Genomic DNA, 22,107 nt, shown 5'->3' with positions numbered 1-22,107 from the left:
GGCATTTCTCCTTACCTTTTCACCCGTTTTCGACATGAAAAACAATACCATCTGGCGGGCCGCAATGCTGGCGGCCACGTGCTGGCTGCTGGCCGGCACCGCCTCCCGGGCGCTGGCCCAGGGCCCGGGCAGTGGCGGCCCCACGCCCGGAACTCCTGCCGCCGAAGTGCCGCTCGACGGTGGCGCCTCGTTGCTACTGGCCGCTGGCGTAGGCCTGGGGCTGAAGCGCTTGCGTGACCGTCGCCGCACCTAAGCCATCGCCCCAACAGCACAAAAAACCCGCCCTGCATCACGCAAGGCGGGTTTTTTATATACTACCAGTACAAAACGCGCACAAACCGCGGTTTCAGTGCTAGTTCATGGACGGTTGCGGTTGATTTTTGGCTTGCTTGCCGGTAGCGCCGCGGCCAGTGCCTGGATGCTCGGCGTTCTGCACGGGCACGTCGGTGGCCTGCTGGCCGAGGCGCTCCGACATTTGGCCGCTGGCCGGGCTTTGCGTGCCGCTTTGCCCGCCCAGCACCTGAATCTGGTGGCGCATGGTTTTCTCCTCGTTTTTGGGCACCGTCACACGCAGCACGCCGTCTTCAAAGGTAGCCTGAATCTGGCGTGGCTCTACGGTGTCGGGTAGTTGGAACGAGCGGTTGAACGAGCCGTAGGAGCTTTCCACGATGTGGTAGCGGCGGTCGTTTTGTTCGCTTTTGAACTGCCGCTCGCCCGAAACGGTGAGCCGGCCCTGGTGGAAGTCCACCTTGATGTCTTCGCGCTTCAGACCGGGCAGGGCAACTTCGATTTCGTAGCCCTTTTCGGTTTCATAAGCATCGACCTGGGGCGAGAAAGCACTTACCCGGCCCCGTCCCGCCATCGAATCCTGAAAAAACCGGTCGAGCATGCTGGAAAAACTCTGCGGCATCATGTCGCCGAAAGAGTCCTGATACTTCTGAATAGCCATGACACAAAACGTGTGAAGGTGAAACAAAAGAAAAGAACAATGTCTGGCCAGACACGAGGCTTTTTACGAATCGAGAAAATGGCGTGTTTCACAAAAAACATCCATACTAAACTGTACAACCACTTTTTCACGTCAAATCCTCCGTCATGTAGGGCGCAGCGCAGCATCTCGCGTGCTTCGACTAATTACCACCCCACGCGAGATGCTGTGCTGCGCCCTGCACGACCGTTCTGTTAATTCCAAATACCGCTTTCTTGCCCTACCCTTCCATCACTTTATTCTGGCGGTTAATGGATTCTAGGTGCACGGCGGCGAAGTATTGCTCCACAAACTCGTGCGTGAGGCCCACCGACGCGCCCTGGCGGAAGGCGCGCTCCAGCACCTCGTTGAAGCGGGTGGTTTGGAGAATGGTGATGTCGTTTTCCTTTTTGTACTGCCCGATTTTCTCGGCCACGGCCATGCGGCGGCCCAGTAGCTGCATAATCTCGGCGTCGAGCTGGTTGATTTGCTCGCGGAAGCTGGCCAGCGCCGTGAGGTAGTCGCGCTTGTCAGTGCTCTCGTGGCGCCACACCAGGTCTTCAATCAGGTCGCGCAGCACTTCCGGCGTGATTTGCTGCTTGGCGTCGCTCCAAGCTGCGTCGGGGTCGATGTGGCTTTCAATCATGTTGCCGTCGAAGCCCAGGTTGAGGGCCTGCTGGGCCACGGCCGCCAGCGTGTCGCGCCGGCCGCAGATGTGGCTGGGGTCGCAGAGCAGCGGCAGGCTGGGCATCCGGCGCTTCATCTCGATGGGCAGGTGCCACATGGGCGCGTTGCGGAAATCGGTGTTGCCGTAGCTCGAAAAGCCCCGATGAATAAGGCCCACGTGCGTGAGGCCAGCTTTTTGCAGGCGCTCCACGGCGCCCACCCACAGCTCCAGCTCCGGGTGAATGGGGTTTTTCACCAGCACCGGCACGTCGACGCCGCGCAGGGCATTGGCGATTTCCTGCACCGAAAACGGGTTGCCGGTGGTGCGGGCGCCCACCCACAGAATGTCGATGCCAAAGGCCAGGCAGTCTTCGACGTGCTTGGCGGTGGCCACTTCCACGGCCGTGGGCAGCCCGGTCAGCTCGCTGGCTTTCTTGAGCCAGGGCAGGCCTTTGGTGCCCACGCCCTCGAACATGCCAGGCTTGGTGCGGGGCTTCCAGATGCCGGCGCGCAGGGCCTGCACCTTGCCCGTGGCGGCCAGGCGCTGGCAGGTTTCGAGCACCTGCTCCTCGGTTTCGGCCGAGCACGGCCCGGAAATGAGGAAAGGTTTGTCGTCGGGCTGGCGGTTGAACAGCGCGGATTTCATGGCGGGGATGGCGGATGGATTCATGGGATTGATTAGCTATTAGTTTTTAGGTCGTCATGCTGAGCGGAGCCAAAGCATGACGGGCTTTTTGTGTTGTTCTGCCTGCTAAGGCAGGATTTTGCGAATGTGATTGGCTTGCTGAATTTGCTGGGTGAGGCCGTCGTAGTCTTCCCGCGCCAGCAGGTCGCGCAGGTGCTGCAGTTGGTGCAGGTGCTCGTCGAGCACGTCGAGCACGTTGAGGCGGTTTTGGCGGAAGATGGGCACCCACATGGCGGGCGAGCTTTTGGCCAGGCGCACGGTGGAGGCAAAGCCGCCGCTGGCCAGGTCGAAGATGCGTTGCTCTTCCTTCTCTTTCTCCAACACCGTGAGCGCCAGCGCAAACGAGGTGATGTGCGAGATGTGCGACACGTAGGCGGTGTGCAGGTCGTGAGCCGCCGCGTCGAGGTACAGCAGGCGCATGGGCAGCGCGTGAAACAGCTTTTCGACCAGCTGCACGGCATCGGGGTCGCTGTGCTCGGCGTCGCAGAGCACCACGGTTTTGCCGTCGAACAGGCCCTGCGTGGCCGCATCGGGGCCGGAGTACTCGGTGCCGGCCATGGGGTGCACGGCCACAAAACGGCCCCGGCGCGGATGTGCGGCCACAGCCGCCAGCAAGGTGCCTTTCGTCGAGCCCACATCAATTACCACCTGATGCGGCGCCGTGGCATCGAGCACGAGCGGCAGCACGGCCACCATGGCGTCCATGGGCACGGCCACCACCACCAAATCGGCCCGGCGCACGGCAGCGGCAAGGTCGGTTTCGATTGCATCGACCAAGCCCAGCTCCAGCGCCCGGCGCGCGTGAGCCGGGCTTGCTTCTACCCCAATAAAATGCTGCGCCAGCCCGTGTTGGCGCAGGCTAAGCGCCAGCGAGCCGCCAATGAGGCCGAGACCAATGATGGTTACGTTCATGAGTTGACAGAAGGAATGGTGACACGAACTCGCTCCAGGGCCTCGCGCAGCACACGTTCCGGCTGGCAGAGGCTGGCCCGCACGTAGCCTAGGCCGTTGCTGCCGAAAATGCCGCCCGGCGTCAGAAACACCCGGGCTTCGGCCAGCACGGCGTCGCTCAGGGCGTAGCCATCGGCGTACTCAGCCGGCACCGCGGCCCAGATGAACAGGCCCACCTGGCCCGGAGCGGGTTCGCAGCCCACGGCGCGCAGCAGCTCAAGCACCAATTCGCGGCGGACGCGGTAGGTGGCGTTCAACTCCGCGAACCAGTCGCCGCCCAGGGCCAGGGCGGCCACAGCAGCTTGCTGCACCGGCAGCAGCATCCCCGAGTCCATGTTGCTTTTGAAGCGGAGGACGTCGGCCAGCAGGTCGGGGCGGCCGCAGAGCATGCCCACGCGCCAGCCGGCCATGTTGTGCGATTTGCTGAGCGAGTTCAGCTCCAGAGCCACTTCGCGGGCGCCGGGCACCGAGAGCAAACTCACCGGCGGCGTTTCATTCAGGATGAAGCCGTAGGGGTTGTCGTGCACGAGCAGAATGCCGTGCGCCTTCGCAAAAGCCACCAATTGCGTCAGGAAAGCCGCGTCGGCCGAAGCGCCGGTGGGCATGTGCGGGTAGTTTACCAGCATGAGCTTCACCCGCGAGAGGTCGGTTTGGGCCAGCGCGTCCAAGTCAGGCAGCCAGCCGCGGGCGGCGGTAAGGTCGTATTCGCGCACCTCGGCCCCGCAGATTTCGGCCACGGCTCGGTAAGTCGGGTAGCCGGGGTTGGGAATGAGCACGACGTCGCCCGCTTCCAAAAACGTCATGCCTATGTGCATCAAGCCTTCTTTCGAGCCTAGAAGCGGCAGGATTTCGCTGGCCGGGTCGAGCGTCACGCCGTAGTGGCGCTGGTAGAAAGCGGCCATGGCCCCGCGCAGCGCCGGCGTGCCCTGGTAGCCCTGGTAGCCGTGGGCAGTGGGCTGGGCGGCGCTGGCACTGAGCGCCGCCACCACGCTGGGGTGCGGCGGCAAATCGGGGCTGCCGATGCCCAGGTTGATGATGTTGGCGCCGGCGGCGTTCAGGGCAGCCAGCTCGCGCAGCTTGCGCGAGAAGTAGTATTCGCCGGTGTGGGCCAGGCGGCTGGCAACGGGCACTTGCAGGCAGGTTTCGGAAGCTGTTTTCATGATTTCAAGTCAATTGCGGCGCTCGCTACTTGGGCGTCGATGGTTTGGGAAGCTGCGGTATTCCAGTGGCCACGGCGGTAGGCGCCCAGCACGCGCAGTTCTTCGGTTACGGGCGCCAACTCGGCCAGCAGGGCCTCCAACTGCGCCGGATTTTCACATTCCACATCGGCGTGGAAGCCATAGTGCCAGGGCTGGCCGGGGCGGGGGCACGACTGCAGCTTGCTCAAATTCAGGCCGTGGGCAGCCACGCGGGCGAGCACGGCGGCCAAGCTGCCGGGCGCGTGCGGCGCGCAGAAGTAGAGCGAGGCTTTGTCGGCCAATGGGTCGGGGCGGGCGCTGTCGGCGTGCTCCAGCACCAGGAAGCGGGTGTAGTTGTGCGGGTCGTCGTGAATGGCGGGCGCCAGAATGTGCAGGCCGAACTGCTCGGCCGCCTGGGCACCGGCCACCACGGCCACGCCGGGCGTGCGGTGCTCGGCCAGCAGCTGGGCGCTGTGGCCGGTGTCGTCGGTTTCGACCAGTTTCCAGTGCGGGTGGCGGTCCAGAAACTCGCCGCACTGGCGCAGGGCCATGGGGTGCGAGTGCACCTGCTGCACGGCGGCCAGCGTGGTGCCGGGCAGGGCCAGCAGGTGCTGATGAATGGGCAGGTACACCTCGCCCGTTACCCGTACGGGGTGGCGCTCCAGCAGCAGGTAGTTGGGCAGAATGCTGCCGGCCAGCGAGTTTTCCATGGCCATGAGGCCGGCGTCGGCGGTACCGTGCACCACGTGGGCCACCACGGCCGCGAAGGTGGCGCAGGGCAGCAGCGCTGGCGCCGCGCCGAAAAACTGCCGGGCCGCCACTTGGTGAAAACTTCCCTGAAAACCCTGAATGGAAACGTGCTTGGGCATGGTGTAGCGTTAGTTGTTAGTTGTCAGTTGCTCGTTGTCAGTTGTCCGGCTATTTACTCAGTAGTCTGTGCCATATGAGGCTAACAACTGACAACGAGCAACTGACAACTAGAATTGGGCAATAAAAAAGGGCCTCCGGAATGCGGGGCCCTGGGGTGGTTGGCAGCGAGTGTGGTGTGGTCACCTCGGGCAACAGCGGGCCGGCTTCTTCGAATAGAAGAAGGTATAGCCGTAATAAAAAAACACTTGCTGCGTGGGTACCATGAGTGAATTGGGCAATAAAAAAGCGCCTTCCCGATGAACGAGCGGCGCTAGAGTTGGCTGAAAGTTAGCTACGCGGCGGCTCGTTCTACGCGGTGGCGTAGAAGTAGTAATAGCCGAAAAAGTAGCGCGTCTGGAGCATGGTTGCTGTTTGCAGACGCAAGATAGCCACGGCGCCGACAAATGCAACTTCGACGCTACGGCAGCACCCGCTCCACCGCCGGTTCGCGGGTGGCCGTGTTCAGCCCCTTGAACTCCAGGTATCTTACGTTCGGCACCCAAAACGTGCCGCCCTCGATGCGCAAATACACACGCTCGAGCTGCAGCTGCTTGCCGGCAATGGTGGTGTAGACGTGAAACGCCTTATCCACTGGCGACTTCAGCAGGAAAAACCGCACCTTGCTATAGGCCGCAAACTTCAGCTCAAACTTGTCGGCGGCGAGTTTTTCGGCCGTGAGGCCATAGGCAAACTTGCGCTGAATGAAGTTCAGCTCCTTGCGCTCGCCGTGCTCGTCGTAGCGAATCCAAAAGGCATTCACGGGCTCTTCCTCGTTGAGGCGGCCGGCGCGGTCCACGTTCAGCTGGTATATCACCGTGTTGGTGTTGGGGTCGCGCTGCAGGTAGAAAAGCTGGTTGGGCACCCCGCTGGGAACCGGAAACACAATGCCCGCTTTCGCGCCCGGCGGCAGGCGGCAAAGCAGGTTGAATAGCAGCAAAAAGGCCGGGGCCAACATGGAGAATGGGATAGCAGCGGAGTGGCAAAGGTACCGTCGCGTGGCTTCTGCGAGTCCGCGCAGCGCAGGATGTTCGGCCAGGCGCGGACTCGCGGAGTCCACGCTACATCACTTCATCTGCCGGAACTTGCGCTTCATCACGTCTTGCACCGACACGTTGGAAATCTTGCTTTCGAGCCAGGAAATGATGTCCAGGTACAGGAACGGGCGGCTTTCGTAGGGATTGGCGGCTATTACGGTCAGCTTCTCCTTGAGGTCGATGAAGGCCTCGCGCACCTGCGGCGGCGCAATGCCGCCCAGCTGGCGCAGAAACCGGAATATCTCGACCTGCATGGGCTGCTGCTCGTCCATCTTGCCCAGAAAATGGTACACGGAGCGCACCTGGTATTCCAGGCTGGCGTCGTCGCCGGCTTCGTAGTGAGCAATGAGGTTGAGGATGCGGGCAAAACACTGCAGGTCCTCGCGCAGGCTCAGGTCTTTGTGCTGAATGATAAGGGTGAGGTACTCGATGGCCTTCTCGTACTCGCCGCTGCCGAAGTAGAGGCTGGCAATCTTGTAGTAAAACACCAGCGTGCGGTGGATGTCGAGCTGGGGTTTGAAGTGGTCCAGCTGCTCGAGCAGCTCCGGGATGATGGCCAGGCCCTCGGCGAAGCGGCCCTCCAGGAAGTAGGCGTTGATTTTGTTGGTGTAGATGTACTGGAACAGCAGGATTTCGGTGTTGGGGCTGCTGCGCCGGGTCTGGTTGGCCGCGAAGTCTTCCAGCCTTTTCAGCACCTGCATGAACTTGCTGTAGTAAAGCAGGTTATAGAGCGCCGCCAGCAAGTTGTGCAGGCCTTTGATGTAGAGCATGGTTTGCAGCTCCTTCATGGGCGGGGCCTGCTCAAAGAGGTCGACCCACTTCTGGGCGTAGCGGTAGCTGGCCCGGAAATTCTGGCTCAGCGTGTGGTACCACACCTGCGCCTGGTAGAAATACAGCTTCTCGAAAAAGCCGCCGCGGCTGTCTTCGGCAGCCGGCAGGTTTTCGCGGAAAAACGCCGTGATGCGCGCGTGGTCGGCGCGGTTGCGGGCGTGGCCGGCCTTCAGGTAGAGGCCGTAGAGGCGCAGCGCGGCGTTGGACAGCGCGTGCTGGTTGGCCAGGTGGGCGACTGTGTCCGTGGCTTCGGTGGTGAGGGTTTCGGCGCGGTCTTTCAGGCTGCGCGTGATGTACTGGCTTTCGATGAGCTTCTCAAAGTCGAGGGCCAGCAGCACGATGTGCGGCATTTCGGCCTGGCGGGCCTGCTGCTTCACTTTTTCCAGCATGCGCAGGGCTTGCTGGTAGAAGCCCTTGTTGTAGAGCACGCGGGCGTAGTCGAGCTGCTCGTGCAGCTGGATGTCGGGGTTTTGCCCGGCGTGGTACACCCGCAGGCTGGAGAGCACCTGCCGGTAAAGGTTGGCCTTGAGGTTGGCGAGCTGCACGCGCTTGAGGGCGGGCACCTGGGCCAGCACCTGGGCCTCGTCGTAGGTTTCCTGGGCGTCGAGGGCGTCGAAGAGCTGCAAAAACTTGAGGTCTTCGCTCGCGCTCTGCCGGTTGGTGAACAGGCGGAAATGGCGCTTTTCGGAGCGCGTCAACGATTTTACCAACTGAAAAACGGGTTCCTGGCTCTTGTTTGGCATTGTATAACGTCCTGATGCAACCTATTATCCCACAATGTATTACTCTGCAAATCCCGCCGATTAGAAATAGTAGGAACGGTAAAATGGCGGTTTTCATGCCGCAAACGCGGCCGCTACTTGCCAGCCTATTTCAACGGCCCCGCCCGGCGTTTCCGGGCGATTGTAGCATGTCTCCGCAGCAAATCCAAATCTTCGATACCACGCTCCGCGACGGCGAACAGGTGCCGGGCTGCAAGCTAAACCGCGACGAGAAGCTTCTCATTGCCCGCCAGCTCGAGCAGCTCGGCGTCGACGTCATCGAGGCCGGCTTTCCGGTGTCGAGCCCCGGCGATTTTGCCGCCGTGCAGGCCATTGCCGCCCAAACCCGCGAAGCCACCGTGTGCGGCCTCTCGCGGGCCGTCGAAAACGACATTCGGGTGGCCGCCGAGGCCCTGCGCCCGGCCCGCTACCCGCGCATTCACACCGGCATCGGCACATCGGACGTGCACATTCAGCACAAGCTCTGCACCACGCGGGAGGACGTGCTGGCCCGCGCCGTCGCGGCCGTGAAGCTGGCCAAAAGCTTCGTGTACGACGTGGAGTTTTACGCCGAAGACGCTGGCCGCACCGACAACGAATTCCTGGCCCGCGTGTGCGAGGCCGCCATTCGGGCCGGCGCCACGGTGCTCAACATTCCGGACACCACCGGCTACTGCCTGCCCCAGGAATACGGCGCCAAAATCAAGTTTCTGCACGAAAACGTGCGCGGCATCCACACGGTGCGCCTGTCCACGCACTGCCACAACGACCTGGGCCTGGCCACCGCCAACTCCATTGCCGGCGTGATGAACGGTGCCCGCCAGATTGAGTGCACCATCAATGGCGTGGGCGAGCGCGCCGGCAACACGGCCCTGGAAGAAGTGGTGATGATACTGCGCCAGCACCCTTACCTCCACCTCGACACCCGCATCAACACCCGCCTGCTGGCCGAAACCTCGGCCATGGTGTCGCACCTGATGACCATGCCCGTGCAGCCCAACAAGGCCATTGTGGGCGCCAACGCCTTCTCGCACAGCAGCGGCATTCACCAGGACGGCATCATCAAGCACCGCGAAACCTACGAAATCATCGACCCGCGGGAAGTGGGCGTGGCCGATTCGTCCATCGTGCTCACGGCCCGCTCCGGCCGCGCCGCGCTGGCCTACCGCCTGCAGAAGCTGGGCTACGATTTCGAGAAAACCGCCCTGAACAAAGCCTACGCGTGCTTTCTCGAACTCGCCGACCGCAAGCGCGAGGTGGTGGACGACGACCTGCGCGCCCTTGTAGAACAAGAAAACCTAGTAGCCGCCAACTAACCCATGACGACTCCCGAAGAATATCGCCCCCTCGCCGCCGGCCCCGCCCAGCCCAGCAGCCAGCCTCCCCAACCGGAACCCCCGCAACCGCCGCGCTTCACCGACTGGATTAGCTACGGAGTCGCCGTGATTCAGCAAGCAGCACCCACTGCCATCGGCTTCACCCCAGCGGAAGCCTGACCGATGCAGAGACGCATACTTGCGCCTCGACAACGATAAATAACGCCTCGTTTTCCTCTCCCAAAGCATCCAACGACGAGACGCCAGTATGCGTCTCGTCGCCCCACCCCAATGGCCAAGTCCTTATTCGATAAAATCTGGGAGGCGCACGTGGTGAAAGCCGCGCCGGGCGGCCTGGATATCGTGTATATCGACCGGCACCTCATCCACGAGGTGACCAGCCCGCAGGCCTTCGACGAGCTCGAAGCCCGCGAGCTGCCGCTGTTTCGCCCGGCGCGCATTCTAGCCACGGCCGACCACAACGTGCCCACCCGTAACCAGCACCTACCCATCGAGGAACCGCTGAGCCGCTCGCAGGTAGACACGCTCACGGCCAACTGCGCCAAGTACGGCGTGGAACTGTATGGCCTGGGCCACCAGCGCCAGGGCATCGTGCACGTCATCGGGCCGGAGCTGGGCCTCACGCTGCCCGGCACCACCATTGTGTGCGGCGACAGCCACACCTCCACCCACGGCGCGTTTGGTGCGGTGGCTTTCGGCATCGGCACCAGCCAAGTGGCGCAGGTGATGGCCACCCAGTGCCTGCTCCTGAGCCGCCCCAAGCGCATGCGCATCACCGTGAACGGCGCCCTGCGGCCCGGCGTCACGGCCAAGGACCTGATTCTCTACGTCATTGCGCAGCTGGGCACGGGCGGGGCCACCGGCTACTTCGTGGAATACGCGGGCAGCGCCGTGCGCGACCTGAGCATGGAAGGCCGCATGACGGTGTGCAACATGAGCATTGAAATGGGTGCCCGCGGCGGCCTCATCGCGCCCGATGAAACGACGTTCGCCTACGTGCAGGGCCGCCCCTACGTCCCGAAAGAGGCCGCCTGGGAGCAGGCCGTGGCCTACTGGCAAACGCTGTATTCCGACGAGGACACCGTTTTCGACGCCGAGCACCGCTTCGACGCGGCCGCCATCGCGCCGATGATAACCTACGGCACCAACCCCGGCATGGGCATTGCGCTGAATGGCCACATTCCCAGCGAAGTGCCGGCCAGCGAAGCCGAAAGCTTTGATAAGTCACTGCAGTACATGGGCTTTCAACGGGGCGAAAGCTTGCTGGGCAAAGAAATTAACTACGTTTTCATCGGCAGCTGCACCAATTCGCGCATTGAGGACCTGCGGGCCGTGGCGGCCTACGTGCAAGGCAAGCAAAAAGCTGGGCATGTTGAGGCCATCATCGTGCCCGGCTCGAAGCAGGTGGAGCAGCAAGCCCGGGCCGAAGGCCTGGACAAGATTCTGGCCGACGCCGGCTTCGAGCTGCGCGAACCCGGCTGCAGCGCCTGCCTGGCCATGAACGAAGACAAAATCCCCGCCGGCGCCTACTGCGTGGCCACCTCCAACCGCAACTTCGAGGGGCGGCAGGGGCCGGGCTCGCGCACGCTGCTGGCCTCGCCGCTGGTGGCCGCCATCACGGCCGTGCAGGGCCGGATTGTGGACATCACACAGTATTTGAATTGAGTCTTTTCTGTCATCCTGAGCGCAGCGAAGGACCTTTTCACCTTCGAACGATTTGCAGTAACTGAAACGGCGCAGTCGTGATAAGGTCCTTCGCTGCGCTCAGGATGACAACTGATTTCGTCGAATTCCCAATGGAAAAATTTCAAACCCTGTACTCAACCGCCGTCCCGCTGCCGCTCGAAAACATCGATACGGACCAGATTATTCCGGCCCGTTTTCTGAAGGCGACCACGCGCGAGGGCTTCGGCGAGAACTTGTTTTGCGACTGGCGGCGCAACCCCGACGGCAGCCCCAAGCCCGATTTCGTGCTGAACGACCCGCGTTTCGGCGGGCAGATTCTGCTGGCGGGCAAGAACTTCGGCTGCGGCTCCAGCCGCGAGCACGCCGCCTGGGCGCTGTACGACGCCGGCTTCCGGGTGGTGATTTCGAGCTACTTCGCCGACATTTTCCGCGGCAACGCGCTCAACACCGGCCTGCTGCCGCTGCAGGTGAGCGATGCCGAACTGGCCCAGCTGTTTGCGCTGGTGGAGGAAGATGCCCACGTGCAATTCGTGGTGAACCTGCGGGAGCAAATCCTGCACGTGCCGGCCACCGGCGAAGTCATCCGTTTCGACCTCGACCCATACAAAAAGGAGTGCCTGATTAACGGCTACGACGACATCGACTACCTGGTGAGCCAGAAGCCCGCCATCGAAGCCTACGAACAACACCGAACCTGGTCATGGTAAGCAAGAAAATAGCCGTGTTGCCCGGCGATGGCATCGGGCCCGAAGTCTGTCGGCAGGCCGTGAAGGTGCTGGAAGCCGTGGCCGGCCGCTTCGGCCACCGCTTCGACATGCAGAGCTACCTGATGGGTGCCTGCGCCATCGACGCCACCGGCAACCCGCTGCCCGACGAAACCCTCGACGCCTGTCGCGCCGCCGATGCCGTGCTGCTCGGGGCCATCGGCGACCCGAAGTACGACCACGACCCCACCGCCCAGGTGCGCCCCGAGCAGGGCCTGCTGCGCCTGCGCAAGTCGCTGGGTTTGTTTGCCAACATCCGGCCCGTGACGGCTTACAGCGTGCTGCTGGAGCATTCCCCGCTGAAGCGCGAGCGCATCGAAGGCACCGACCTGCTCATTTTTCGGGAGCTAACCGGCGGCATCTACTTCGGCGACAAGGGCCGCACCGCCGACGGCGATGCCGCCTACGACCACTGCACCTACAGCCGCCCCGAGATTGAGCGCATTGCGCACTTGGCCTTCCGCGCCGCGGCTGGCCGCCGGCAGAAACTGACGCTGGTGGACAAGGCCAACGTGCTAGAAACCTCCCGCCTGTGGCGCGAAGTGGTGCGCGAAATGGCCGCCGAGTACCCGGAAGTGGCCGTGGATTACCTGTTCGTCGACAACGCGGCCATGCAGGTCGTCCTCAGCCCCACGCAGTTCGACGTGATTCTGACCGAAAATATGTTCGGCGACATCATCTCAGACGAGGCTTCGGTGATTGCGGGCTCGCTGGGCCTGCTGCCCTCGGCGTCGGTGGGCGAGCGGGTGGCGCTGTTCGAGCCCATTCACGGCTCCTACCCGCAGGCCAGGGGCAAAGGCATCGCCAACCCCATTGCCACCATCCTTTCGGCCGCCATGCTGCTGGAGCACCTGGAGCTGGACACCGAAGCCGCCCTGGTGCGCGAAGCCGTAGACGAAGCTCTCAACAACGGCGTCCTGACCAAAGAGCTAAACCCCACCGCGCCCTACACCACCGAGGAAGTCGGCAATTACATCGCCTTCTGGATTACAGATTCGAACGAGAAGCAGTGGAACAAGAATAACGTGGAAATCGGGCTGAGCACGATTATTTGATTAGTTAACAGCAGTAACCGGTCATGCAGAGCGCAGCGAAGCATCTCGCGTGCAGTAGTAAATCCATCGGCCGGGTTTACTACCACACGCGAGATGCTTCGCTGCGCTCTGCATGACGTTTTGATGGCTTCCGTAGCCGATGCGATAACCCCAAGGGCTGAAATCAGGTTAAGAAGGCTTGGTTTCTGATTTCAATTTTGCCCCTTATGATTAAATTATTTGAACCCCTGGCCCTGCGCAGCGTCACGCTGAAAAACCGCATTGTGGTGTCGCCCATGTGCCAGTACAGCGCCACCGACGGCTTCGCCAACGACTGGCACCTCGTGCACCTGGGCAGCCGCGCCGTGGGCGGCGCCGGCCTCATCATCCAAGAAGCCACGGCCGTGTCGCCGGAAGGCCGCATCAGCCCCGAAGACCTCGGCATCTGGAAAGACGAGCACGTGCCCATGCTCCAGCGCATCAACGAATTCATCACGGCGCAGGGCAGCGTGCCCGGCATTCAATTGGCCCACGCCGGCCGCAAGGCCAGCACCTACGCCCCCTGGCGCGGCGAGGGCGCGGTGCCCGCCAGCGAAGGCGGCTGGCAAGTGGTGGGCCCCGGCAACGAGGCCTTTTCCGACCGCTACCCCCAGCCCAAGGCCCTCGATGCGCAAGGCATTCAGCAAGTTATTGTTGATTTCCGCACGGCTGCGCAGCGCTGCCTGGCGGCGGGCTACCAGGTGATTGAGCTGCACGCCGCGCACGGCTACCTGCTGCACCAGTTTCTGTCGCCGCTGAGCAACCACCGCACCGACGAGTACGGCGGCTCATTCGACAACCGCATCCGCCTGCTGCTGGACGTGGTAGCGGCCACCCGCGAAGTATGGCCCGAAGAACGGCCGCTCATCGTGCGCATTTCGGCCACCGACTGGGTGGAAGGCGGCTGGAACGCCGACGAAGCCGTGCAGCTGGCGGCCGCGCTCAAAACCCGCGGCGTGGATTTGATAGACTGCTCCACCGGCGGCAACGTGCCCAAGGCGCCCATCCCCGTGGGCCCCGGCTACCAGGTGCAGTTTGCCGAACGAATCAAGGAAGAGGCCGGCATCCGCACGGGCGCGGTGGGGCTTATCACCAACCCGGCCGAAGCCGAAGCCATTCTGGCCAACGGCCAGGCCGACTTGGTGCTGCTGGCGCGCGAGTTCCTGCGCGAGCCCTATTTCCCGCTGTTTGCGGCCCACGAGTTGGGCGCCGAAATGCCCTGGCCGCCGCAGTACGAGCGCGCCAAGCCGCGCGTGCAGACCGTGGCCGGGCCGCGATAAGTTTTCCTTAAAAGTCCGTCCGGCAGAGCGCCAGCGAGGTATGACGGCCTTTGGGCTTTATGCCAAACTGCGCACCCATTTCGCGGTTACCAGCAGCTGGCCCAGATGGCGCGTGGTGTGCTCGGCGGCGTGCGTCAGGATGCCGATGACGGTGGAGGGCACCTGCGCCCGGCCCACGCCACGCCCTTCGGTCAGGCTGGTTTCGGGGGTGGCTTTTAGCTGCTGCAGGGCGGCGTCTACTTCCTGGTTGAAGCGAGCCACGAGCTGTTGTACCGTATCGGGCGCGATGGGGAGGGGCGGCACTTCGGCGTGAAAATCGGCAAACTGGCTTTCCGACAACGCCTCGCCGCGAGCGTAGGTCAGCAGGCGATTCAACACGCCGGCCAGGTGCTGCAGGTGGAAGCCCACGGAAGCCACGCCCGCCGGCCGCTCGTTCAGGAGCGCGGGCGAAAAATCGTGCAAGGCTTCGTTTAGCTCGTCGCGGGCCTGCAGCAGGGCGTGGGCCACGGGTTGGAGCAGCGGGGGCACGCCCGCAAGGGGGCCGCGCAGCCAGACTTCGAGGGGAGCAGACATTGGGAGAATGGGGAATTAAGTGCTTCAAAATAACGTCATGCAGAGCGCGCCGGAGCACGCGAAACGCTTTGACGCGCTCTGCATGGCGTTCGTATGGACGTCGAAACCGTCAACGACCTTCACGGGCCGTACTTTTGTGATTATGTCAGGTATTAACGATGCGCTGCGCGCCGCCGCCGACCAATTCGGCACCCCTCTCTACGTGTATAATTCCGCGACCATCACGCGGCAGTATAAAAAGCTAACCACGGCTTTTTCGGGGCATAAAACGCGCTTCTTTTATGCGTGCAAGGCGTTGAGCAACGTGTCCATTCTGCGCCACATCCACAGCCTGGGCTCGGGGCTCGACTGCGTGAGCATCAACGAGGTGAAGCTGGGGCTGCACGTGGGTTTCGCGCCCGACGACATTCTGTTTACGCCCAACAGCGTCACGTTTGAGGAACTGGTGGAAGCCAAGGAGCTGGGCGTGAACCTCAACATCGACAACATCTCGCTGCTGGAGCGCTTTGGGGCCACGTTTGGCGGCTCGTACCCGGTGTGCGTGCGCCTGAACCCGCACATTGAGGCGGGCGGCAACTACAAGATTCAAACCGGCCACATCGACTCCAAGTTTGGCATCAGCATCCACCAGATGCGCCACCTTGAGCGCGTGGTGAAGGGCACCGGCCTGCACGTGCGCGGCCTGCACATGCACACGGGCTCCGAAATCAAGGACGTGGGCGTGTTCATGCGCGCCCTGGAAATCCTGTTCGACGCGGCCACGCGCTTCCCGGAGCTGGAGTTTCTGGACCTGGGCTCGGGCTTCAAAGTGCCCTACAAGCCCGGCGACCCCGAAACCGACGTGAACGCGCTAGGCCAGCAAGTGGCCGCGGCGTTCAAGTCGTTTGAGAAAGAATACGGCCGCGAGCTGCAGTGCTGGTTCGAGCCGGGCAAATACCTGGTGAGCGAAAGCGGCTACCTGCTGGTGAACGTGGCCGTGGTGAAGCAAACCACCGCCACCGTGTTCGCGGGCGTGAATTCGGGCTTCAACCACCTGATTCGGCCCATGTTCTACGACAGCTACCACCACATCAGCAACCTCACCAACCCCAAGGGCACGGAGCGGCTGTATACCGTGGTGGGCAACATCTGCGAAACCGACACCTTTGCCTGGGACCGGCTGCTGCCCGACATCCGCGAAAACGACCTGCTGGCTTTCCACAACGCCGGCGCCTACGGCTTCGAGATGAGCAGCAGCTTCAACTCGCGCACCCGCCCGGCCGAAGTGCTGCTGGACGAGAGCGGCGAGCTGCGCCTCATCCGCAAGCGCCAAACGTTTGAGGACCTGCTGGCGGGGCAGGTCGACGTGGAACTAGCGGAAGGAGTCAAAGGGTAGAAAATAACGTCAGGCAGAGCGCCAGCGAAGCATCTCGCGTGTAATAGCTAATTACTTACAGACAAGATGCTTCGCTGGCGCTCTGCCTGACGGCCACTTATCTATCCCTTCACCGATTCCAGCCACTCAGTCGCTTCCGCTTCGCTTTCGAAGGTGCGGTAGGTGTGCGCCAGGCCGCGGCTGGCCATCACCAACTGGTTCATGGCCAGGCGGGCAAATACGTCGTGCGCCACCAGGGCCGCGCCGTAACGGTAGCCGCACTCGCGCACGGCGGTGGGCAGCCATTCATTGGTCATCCAGTCGAGTTCGGCGGGGGTGAAGGGCGTCATCTCGCGCTGGTCGATGAGGGCCTTCGACCAGCGGTGCCGGGCCAGGGCCTGCGCCAGGTGCGTGAGCATGGCCCGAAACTGCACCGTTTCCCGGGAGCCGGGCCGGTATTCCAGTCGCACGTAGCCATCGGGCTCTTCCCAAATGCGGCCGGTGCTGTTTTCGAAATAAAGGGTACGGATTGGAGAAGTGCGCATCAACGGGTCAGAAACGGAAGGCGAACCGGGGAAATTCCAATGGGGGGTGCCGGGCTCGCACGGCTCAACCGCGAAGGGGCGGCCGAGGTTGCGTTCTGGTTCAGCTTTTCGACCAACTACCCGTCCCAGACGCCAAAAGCCCCGCGCTGGTAGTCGCGGTAGGCCTGCTGTATCTCGGCTTCGGTGTTCATCACAAACGGGCCGTACGACACCACCGGCTCATCAAACGGCAGCGCGTGGCCCAGCAGCAGCACGGATGTCTCCGTTGCTTCGATGGCCAATTCGTCGCCGTCGTGGTTGAACTCCACGAGTTGGCGGGCCTTGGCTTCGGCGCCGTTCACCTGCACCGTGCCGCGCACCACGTAAAAGAAAATGTTGCGCTCGGCGGCCACCGGCAGCGTGGCGCGGCTGCCGGCCGGCAGCTCCAGCCAGGCCAGGGCCACGTCGGCCAGCGGCTGCACGGCCCCGGCCGTGCCCGCCCACTCGCCCGACACGGCGTGAATGACCACGCCGCCTTTCAGCGTCACAGTCGGAATTTCCTCCTGTTGCAGGCCGATGTAGCGCGGGGCCACCATCTTGTCCTTGGCCGGCAGGTTCACCCACAGCTGCAGGATTTCGAGCGGCCCGCCCGCTTGCTTGAACTGCTCCGACGACACTTCGGCGTGCACTAGGCCGCTGCCGGCCGTCATCCACTGAATGCCGCCGGCGTTTATCACGCTCTCGTGCCCGCCCGTGTCCTTGTGCAGAATGTCGCCCTCCAGAATAAAGGTCACCGTCTCGAACCCGCGGTGCGGGTGCGGGCCGAAGGGCAGGCCGTTGTTGTTGGGCCGATACACCTGCGGGCCGTGGTGGTTCAGAAACAGAAACGGGTCGATGTACTCCACCGACGCCGTGGGCAGCGCCCGGTACGTGACGAGGTCGGCAATGGGGGCATTGATGGCCCGGTGCTGCTGCTTGATGGTGCGCATGGTGGGTGGTGAAGTTAAATGTTCTTGCGGGCGCCTCACCCCCTGCCCCTCTCCTCAGGGAGAGGAGAGCGAGCCGATTTATACAGAAGAATAACCGGTGCCCCTCTCCCTGAGGAGAGGGGGGCAGGGGGTGAGGCGTCAACGTCAGACGAGTAGACCGACTCGCTACGCCTCCTGCTCCTGCGGCGGCGAGCCCCGGAAGGCGTCGAGCTTGCTCACGGCGGGCAGCTTCACGGGCTTGTTTTCGCGGGCCGACTGGTAGATGGCCTCCATGAGGCGCTGGTCTTGCAGGCCTTCTTCGCCGGGCGTGTAGGGGGTTTTGTTCTGGCGCACGCACTCGGCCATGTGGTCGAGCTCCAGGGCAAACTGGTCTTTCTGCGGGTCGTTGGGCGTTTCCTTCAGCTGCTTGCCTTTGGGGGCGCGCACCCGCTCCTGGTGCAGGCCCTGGTAGGTGAAGGCCGGGTCCATCTTGATGGTGCCCTCCTCGCAGTGCACCATGTAGCTCTTGTTGTTGAAGGTGCCGTAGCCCGTCATGCACTGCGAAATGACCCCGCTGGGGAAGCGCAGGGTAAACGTCACGTTTTCTTCCACTTCTTTGAAGCGGGCATCGCCCGGTGTGGTATATATCTGGGCCGAGACTTCGGTGGGCTCCTCGCCCAGCAGGAAGCGGGTGGTGTTGAGGCAGTACAGGCCAATGTCGGGCAGGGCGCCGCCGCCGGCCAGGGCCTTTTTGTGGCGCCACTGCTGGTCGTGGGCCTGGTTTTGGTTGTTCACCATTTGCAGCAGCTTCACCTTGCCGTAGGCTTTGTCGCGCACCATCTTCATGGCCATGCGGTTCAGCGGCTCGTACTGAATGCGGTAGGCAATCATGAGCTTTTTGCCGGCTTTTTTGCACGCCTCAATCATTTCCTCGCACTCTTTGGCCGAGTTGGCCATGGGTTTTTCGCAGAGGATGTGCTTGCCGGCCTTGGCGCCCCGCAGCGTGAACTCGTGGTGCATGGAGTTGGGCAGCACGATGTAAATTACCTCCACCTCGGGGTTGTCCTTGAGGTTGTCGTAGGTCTGGTAGGAGTAGCAGCTGCTGGGCTTGATGCCGTATTGCTGGGCCACTTTGCGCATTTTTTCGGGGTCGCCGCTCACCAGGGCCACCGGCTTGGCGTGCTTGCTCTGGCCGAAGGCGGGCAGGATTTCATTGAGCGTGAGGTGGCCCAGGCCCACCAGCGCATAGCCCACGCGCCGCTCGGGCGCGTCGGGGTTGAAGGGCTCCGAGCCCTTGGGGTCGGTGGGCGCTTCCAGCGGGGGCAGCTTGATGTCGAGGGGGCCGGTCACGGGCGGGGCGCCGGCCTCGGCGGCCGCAGCTTCGGCGGCGGCCACGGGCAGGGCGCTGGCCACGCCCACGGCCAGCAGGCCGCGCCCCGCATGGTTGATGAACTGGCGGCGCGACTCGTCGTGGCGCGGTTCCGAATCGGTAGCGGCGGGCGCGGTAGGGTGGTCTTGAAACATGGGGCAGGAACGTGGAAATGTGGAAAACCTAATGGATGCTGTACGTACGTGCCGAAGGCGGGGCTTTGTTGCCACAGCATTCGGGCATGGCATTACGCCACAGGTTTTTGGGCCGCGCCAGCCGCTGGGCCAATGCGCAGTACATTTATAGCCCCGCATTTGGGTTATGTTGATGTTGAACTGCATGATAAAGCTTTCTACGGCCTCGCGCGGGGCTGTTCTCACGGTTTTGCTGGCCGCAGCTGGCACCCAGGCCCAAGCCCAAACCGTCACGCCCATCGGCACTATTCAAACCAGCGGCGCCCTGGCCACGGCGGGCACCTACACCGTCGAGGGCATCGTGACGGCCGTGTACCCCGGGCTGAGTCCGGCCGGCTTTTATGTGCAGAACGAGACGGCCGGCGCCGACGGCGACCCCACCACCTCCGACGCCCTGTACGTGGTGCAGACGGCCCCCACCGTGGCGGCCGGCACGCGCGTGCGCATCACCGGCGCCGTGCAGGAAATGCCCACCACGCCCTCGTTCAACCAGGCCGTTCTCACCAGTCCCACCGTCACGGTATTGGCCACGGGCCAGAACCTGCCGCCCTTCACGCTGCTGAACAATGCCACCTTCGCCATTGCGGATGCGGAAGCCTTTGAAGGCATGCTGGTGCAGTTTTCGGCGCCGGTCACGGTGTCCGACGTGGCCACCCTGAAGTCGCGCGGCGAGCTCAACATCTCGACCCAGGGCCTGGTGTACCAGCCCACGCAGTACGTCGACCCCAACGACGACCCCGCCACCGGCACCAGCAGCACCGGCATCACCAACGTGCCCGCCGTGAACGCCTACCAGGCCGCCAACGTGCAAAAGTCGCTGCTGCTCGACGACGGCCTGGCCGCCGTCAACCCCTCCCCCACGCCCTACCTCGACGCCGCCACCGGCACCGTGCGCGTGGGCAGCACCATTGCCAGCTTGCGCGGCATTCTGGGCTACGGCTCCAGCAAGTGGCGCGTGCAGCCCCTGCCGGGCGCCGCCCCGGTGGTGACGACGGTGCGCCCGCCGGTGCCCACGTTCAGCCCGCTGTCGGTGAAGCTGGCCAGCTTTAACGTGCTCAACTACTTCAACGGCGACGGCGCGGGCGGCGGCTTTCCCACCTCGCGCGGGGCCACCACCCTGGCCGACTTCAACCGCCAACGCGCCAAAATCATCACGGCCATTGCCCAGATGAACGCCGACGTGGTGGGCCTGATTGAGATTGAAAACGACGGCACCGGCCCCAACTCGGCCATTCAGGACTTGGTGAACGGCCTGAACCAAGCGCTGGGCGCCGGCACCTACGCCATCGTCAACGACGGCGTGCTGCGCCAGCCCAACAACACCGACCTCATTCACTGCGCCATCATCTACAAGCCGGCGGCCGTGACGCCCTACGGCAACGTGCTGCTGGCCAGCGTCACGGGCGTGTTCGAGCGCCCGCCGGTGGCCCAGCTCTTCATCACGACGCGCACGGCGGCGCGCGACACGTTTGCCCTCGTCGTCAACCACCTCAAATCCAAAGCCAGCGGCAGCGGCGCCAACGCCGACCAGGGCGACGGCCAGGGCGCCAGCAACCTGCGCCGCAAGCAGCAGGCCACAGCCCTGGTGCAGTTCATCAGCGGCACGGTGCTGCCCGCCGGCACGCGCTACGTGGTGAGCGTGGGCGACTACAACGCCAACTACGAAGAAGACCCCATGGACATTCTGCGCGCTGCCGGCTTCGTGCTGGGCAGCCCGGCCAGCAGCGCCTCCTACGTGTTCAGCGGCCTGAGCGGCTCCCTCGACCACGCCGTGCTCACGCCCAATCTGCTGGGCCACGCCGCCGTGGAAAAATGGCACATCAACGCCGCCGAGCCCGAATTTCTGGAATACGACGTGGCCGGCGCGGCCACCGACGTCAGCAGCCCCTTCCGCTCTTCCGACCACGACCCCGTGCTCATCGGGCTGAATTTTGCTGGCGTGGTAACGGCGGCCGCCCGGCCCGCGGCGGGCGTGCAGATGGAGGCGTTTCCCAACCCCGCCGCCGCCGGCTTCACCCTCCGGATAACGGGCCTGGCCGCCACCGAACCCCTGGCGCTGGACGTGGTGTCGGCGCTGGGCCAGCGGGTGCTGGCGCTGCACGGCTCAGCCGCCGGGCTGCCGGCCGAAACCGCCCAGCGCACGGCGGGCCTGGCGCCCGGCACCTACCTGCTACACCTGCGCGGCGCTGGTTTTAGCCAGACACTGCGGGTGGTGAAGTAGTAGATTTGCCGGCATGAAACCCGCCCGCCGCAAGCCCGCCGCCCTTCGCAAGCCCGACCGATTTCCTGAGGAGAATGTGGCCGTGGGCTGGGACGCCCGGCACCTGCTGGGCCACACCGAATTCGACGAGTACCGGTTTGTGAATTGCGACTTTAGCGGGGCCGACTTCAGCCGGCTGCGCTTCAGCGAGTGCCTGTTTGAGCATTGCAACCTGGCCACGGTGCGGCTGGCGGGCACGGCCCTGCAAAACGTGGCCTTCGCCGACTGCAAGCTGCTGGGCCTGCAGTTCACGGCCTGCCGCGACATGCTGTTTGGCGTGCATTTCGACCAGTGCCAGCTGCGCTACGCTTCCTTTGCGGGGCGCACCCTGCCCGGCACCCGCTTCGTGGGCTGCGGGCTGGAAGAAACCGACTTCGCCGACGCCGACCTGACCGGCGCCGTGTTTCAGGACTGCACGCTGGCGGGCGCGGTGTTTCAGAATACCCGGTTGGCAGGGGCCGATTTCACTACCGCGTCCGGCTTCGTCATCGACCCGGAAACCAACCCGCTGCAGGGCGCCAAGTTCACCCTGCAGGGCCTGGTGGGCGTGGTGGCCAAATTCGGGCTGGTGATAGAATAAAGGCGCCCAGGCGGCGGCTCGCCCCGGAATGTGCCCCTGCAGCTGGCGCATTGCCTGAGCAACATTTTTTGGCGGCAGCGGCCCGGATTCGTTTGCGGCTAGTAGATTGCGGCTGAATTCCCATCTATGCCCGAAAAGGACGCTTCTAAGCACGGCGCCCACC

General features: G+C 63.6%; 21 protein-coding genes. 10 read left to right on the top strand and 11 right to left on the bottom strand.

Features of this window, described 5'->3' with window-relative positions:
• The first annotated feature begins 34 nt into the window (after positions 1–34).
• Entirely contained in the window at positions 35–253 is a 219-nt protein-coding gene (locus tag JAO73_RS02895) for a PID-CTERM protein-sorting domain-containing protein (protein WP_233168641.1), read from the top strand.
• 99 nt (positions 254–352) lie between these two features.
• Here JAO73_RS02895 and JAO73_RS02890 read toward each other — a convergent pair whose 3' ends face one another.
• The 7 genes from JAO73_RS02890 to JAO73_RS02860 form a co-directional block, all read right to left on the bottom strand.
• Positions 353–949, bottom strand: coding sequence for an Hsp20/alpha crystallin family protein (locus JAO73_RS02890; RefSeq protein ID WP_198975647.1), 597 nt, complete (start codon positions 947–949; stop codon positions 353–355).
• A gap of 259 nt (positions 950–1,208) precedes the next feature.
• Positions 1,209–2,303: a chorismate mutase gene (locus JAO73_RS02885; protein ID WP_233168640.1), complete on the bottom strand. Its 1,095-nt coding sequence runs from the start codon at positions 2,301–2,303 to the stop codon at positions 1,209–1,211.
• Positions 2,304–2,384: 81 nt separating this feature from the next.
• Positions 2,385–3,230 (bottom strand): prephenate dehydrogenase, encoded by an 846-nt coding sequence (locus tag JAO73_RS02880; RefSeq protein ID WP_198975646.1) that lies wholly within the window; start codon positions 3,228–3,230, stop codon positions 2,385–2,387.
• Positions 3,227–4,429 carry a pyridoxal phosphate-dependent aminotransferase gene (locus JAO73_RS02875; protein WP_198975645.1) on the bottom strand — a complete coding sequence of 401 codons (1,203 nt, stop codon included), beginning with the start codon at positions 4,427–4,429 and terminating at the stop codon, positions 3,227–3,229. The genes JAO73_RS02880 and JAO73_RS02875 overlap by 4 nt, the downstream gene beginning before the upstream one ends.
• Complete coding sequence (locus JAO73_RS02870; protein WP_198975644.1) at positions 4,426–5,316, bottom strand: prephenate dehydratase; 891 nt, start codon at positions 5,314–5,316, stop codon at positions 4,426–4,428. Before JAO73_RS02870 ends, JAO73_RS02875 begins: the two co-directional genes overlap by 4 nt.
• A gap of 458 nt (positions 5,317–5,774) precedes the next feature.
• Positions 5,775–6,311, bottom strand: coding sequence for a DUF4833 domain-containing protein (locus JAO73_RS02865; protein ID WP_198975643.1), 537 nt, complete (start codon positions 6,309–6,311; stop codon positions 5,775–5,777).
• A gap of 108 nt (positions 6,312–6,419) precedes the next feature.
• A complete protein-coding gene (locus JAO73_RS02860; RefSeq protein ID WP_198975642.1) occupies positions 6,420–7,919 on the bottom strand; it encodes a hypothetical protein in 1,500 nt (499 codons plus the stop codon).
• A 212-nt stretch (positions 7,920–8,131) separates the two neighbouring features.
• Here JAO73_RS02860 and JAO73_RS02855 point away from each other — a divergent pair, with 212 nt between their 5' ends.
• From JAO73_RS02855 to JAO73_RS02830, 6 genes are all read left to right on the top strand, one after another.
• Positions 8,132–9,298 (top strand): 2-isopropylmalate synthase, encoded by a 1,167-nt coding sequence (locus JAO73_RS02855; protein ID WP_198975641.1) that lies wholly within the window; start codon positions 8,132–8,134, stop codon positions 9,296–9,298.
• Between the two features lie 3 nt (positions 9,299–9,301).
• The gene (locus tag JAO73_RS02850; RefSeq protein WP_198975640.1) at positions 9,302–9,478 is read left to right on the top strand and encodes a hypothetical protein; all 177 of its coding nucleotides are present in this window, start codon (positions 9,302–9,304) and stop codon (positions 9,476–9,478) included.
• Between the two features lie 111 nt (positions 9,479–9,589).
• A complete protein-coding gene (gene leuC, locus JAO73_RS02845) occupies positions 9,590–10,984 on the top strand; it encodes a 3-isopropylmalate dehydratase large subunit (RefSeq protein ID WP_198975639.1) in 1,395 nt (464 codons plus the stop codon).
• Between the two features lie 131 nt (positions 10,985–11,115).
• Positions 11,116–11,712, top strand: coding sequence for a 3-isopropylmalate dehydratase small subunit (gene leuD / locus JAO73_RS02840; RefSeq protein WP_198975638.1), 597 nt, complete (start codon positions 11,116–11,118; stop codon positions 11,710–11,712).
• Positions 11,706–12,824: a 3-isopropylmalate dehydrogenase gene (gene leuB, locus JAO73_RS02835; RefSeq protein ID WP_198975637.1), complete on the top strand. Its 1,119-nt coding sequence runs from the start codon at positions 11,706–11,708 to the stop codon at positions 12,822–12,824. The genes leuD and leuB overlap by 7 nt, the downstream gene beginning before the upstream one ends.
• Positions 12,825–13,030: 206 nt before the next feature.
• Complete coding sequence (locus JAO73_RS02830) at positions 13,031–14,122, top strand: NADH:flavin oxidoreductase/NADH oxidase (protein ID WP_198975636.1); 1,092 nt, start codon at positions 13,031–13,033, stop codon at positions 14,120–14,122.
• A gap of 57 nt (positions 14,123–14,179) precedes the next feature.
• On the opposite strand, the gene JAO73_RS02825 is transcribed toward JAO73_RS02830, so the two are convergent.
• Positions 14,180–14,695, bottom strand: a complete 516-nt coding sequence (locus tag JAO73_RS02825; RefSeq protein ID WP_198975635.1) for a DinB family protein — start codon at positions 14,693–14,695, stop codon at positions 14,180–14,182.
• A 142-nt stretch (positions 14,696–14,837) separates the two neighbouring features.
• Between JAO73_RS02825 and lysA the strand changes: the two genes are divergently transcribed.
• Entirely contained in the window at positions 14,838–16,070 is a 1,233-nt protein-coding gene (gene lysA, locus JAO73_RS02820) for a diaminopimelate decarboxylase (RefSeq protein WP_198975634.1), read from the top strand.
• Positions 16,071–16,171: 101 nt separating this feature from the next.
• On the opposite strand, the gene JAO73_RS02815 is transcribed toward lysA, so the two are convergent.
• The 3 genes from JAO73_RS02815 to JAO73_RS02805 all read right to left on the bottom strand — a co-directional run bounded on the left by JAO73_RS02815 (position 16,172) and on the right by JAO73_RS02805 (position 19,065).
• On the bottom strand, positions 16,172–16,594 hold the full coding sequence (locus JAO73_RS02815) for a SpoIIAA family protein (protein ID WP_198975633.1): 423 nt from the start codon (positions 16,592–16,594) through the stop codon (positions 16,172–16,174).
• A 116-nt stretch (positions 16,595–16,710) separates the two neighbouring features.
• Entirely contained in the window at positions 16,711–17,562 is an 852-nt protein-coding gene (locus JAO73_RS02810) for a pirin family protein (RefSeq protein ID WP_198975632.1), read from the bottom strand.
• A 165-nt stretch (positions 17,563–17,727) separates the two neighbouring features.
• A complete protein-coding gene (locus tag JAO73_RS02805; protein ID WP_198975631.1) occupies positions 17,728–19,065 on the bottom strand; it encodes a Gfo/Idh/MocA family protein in 1,338 nt (445 codons plus the stop codon).
• A gap of 184 nt (positions 19,066–19,249) precedes the next feature.
• Between JAO73_RS02805 and JAO73_RS02800 the strand changes: the two genes are divergently transcribed.
• Positions 19,250–21,325 (top strand): ExeM/NucH family extracellular endonuclease, encoded by a 2,076-nt coding sequence (locus JAO73_RS02800; RefSeq protein WP_198975630.1) that lies wholly within the window; start codon positions 19,250–19,252, stop codon positions 21,323–21,325.
• A gap of 13 nt (positions 21,326–21,338) precedes the next feature.
• On the top strand, positions 21,339–21,944 hold the full coding sequence (locus JAO73_RS02795) for a pentapeptide repeat-containing protein (RefSeq protein WP_198975629.1): 606 nt from the start codon (positions 21,339–21,341) through the stop codon (positions 21,942–21,944).
• Positions 21,945–22,107: the final 163 nt, after the last annotated feature.

This window comes from Hymenobacter miniatus, assembly GCF_016427455.1.
Taxonomy (GTDB): Bacteria; Bacteroidota; Bacteroidia; order Cytophagales; family Hymenobacteraceae; genus Hymenobacter; species Hymenobacter armeniacus.
The sequence above is the reverse complement of the archived record's forward strand: the minus strand, read 5'-3'. Positions and strand labels throughout refer to the sequence as shown.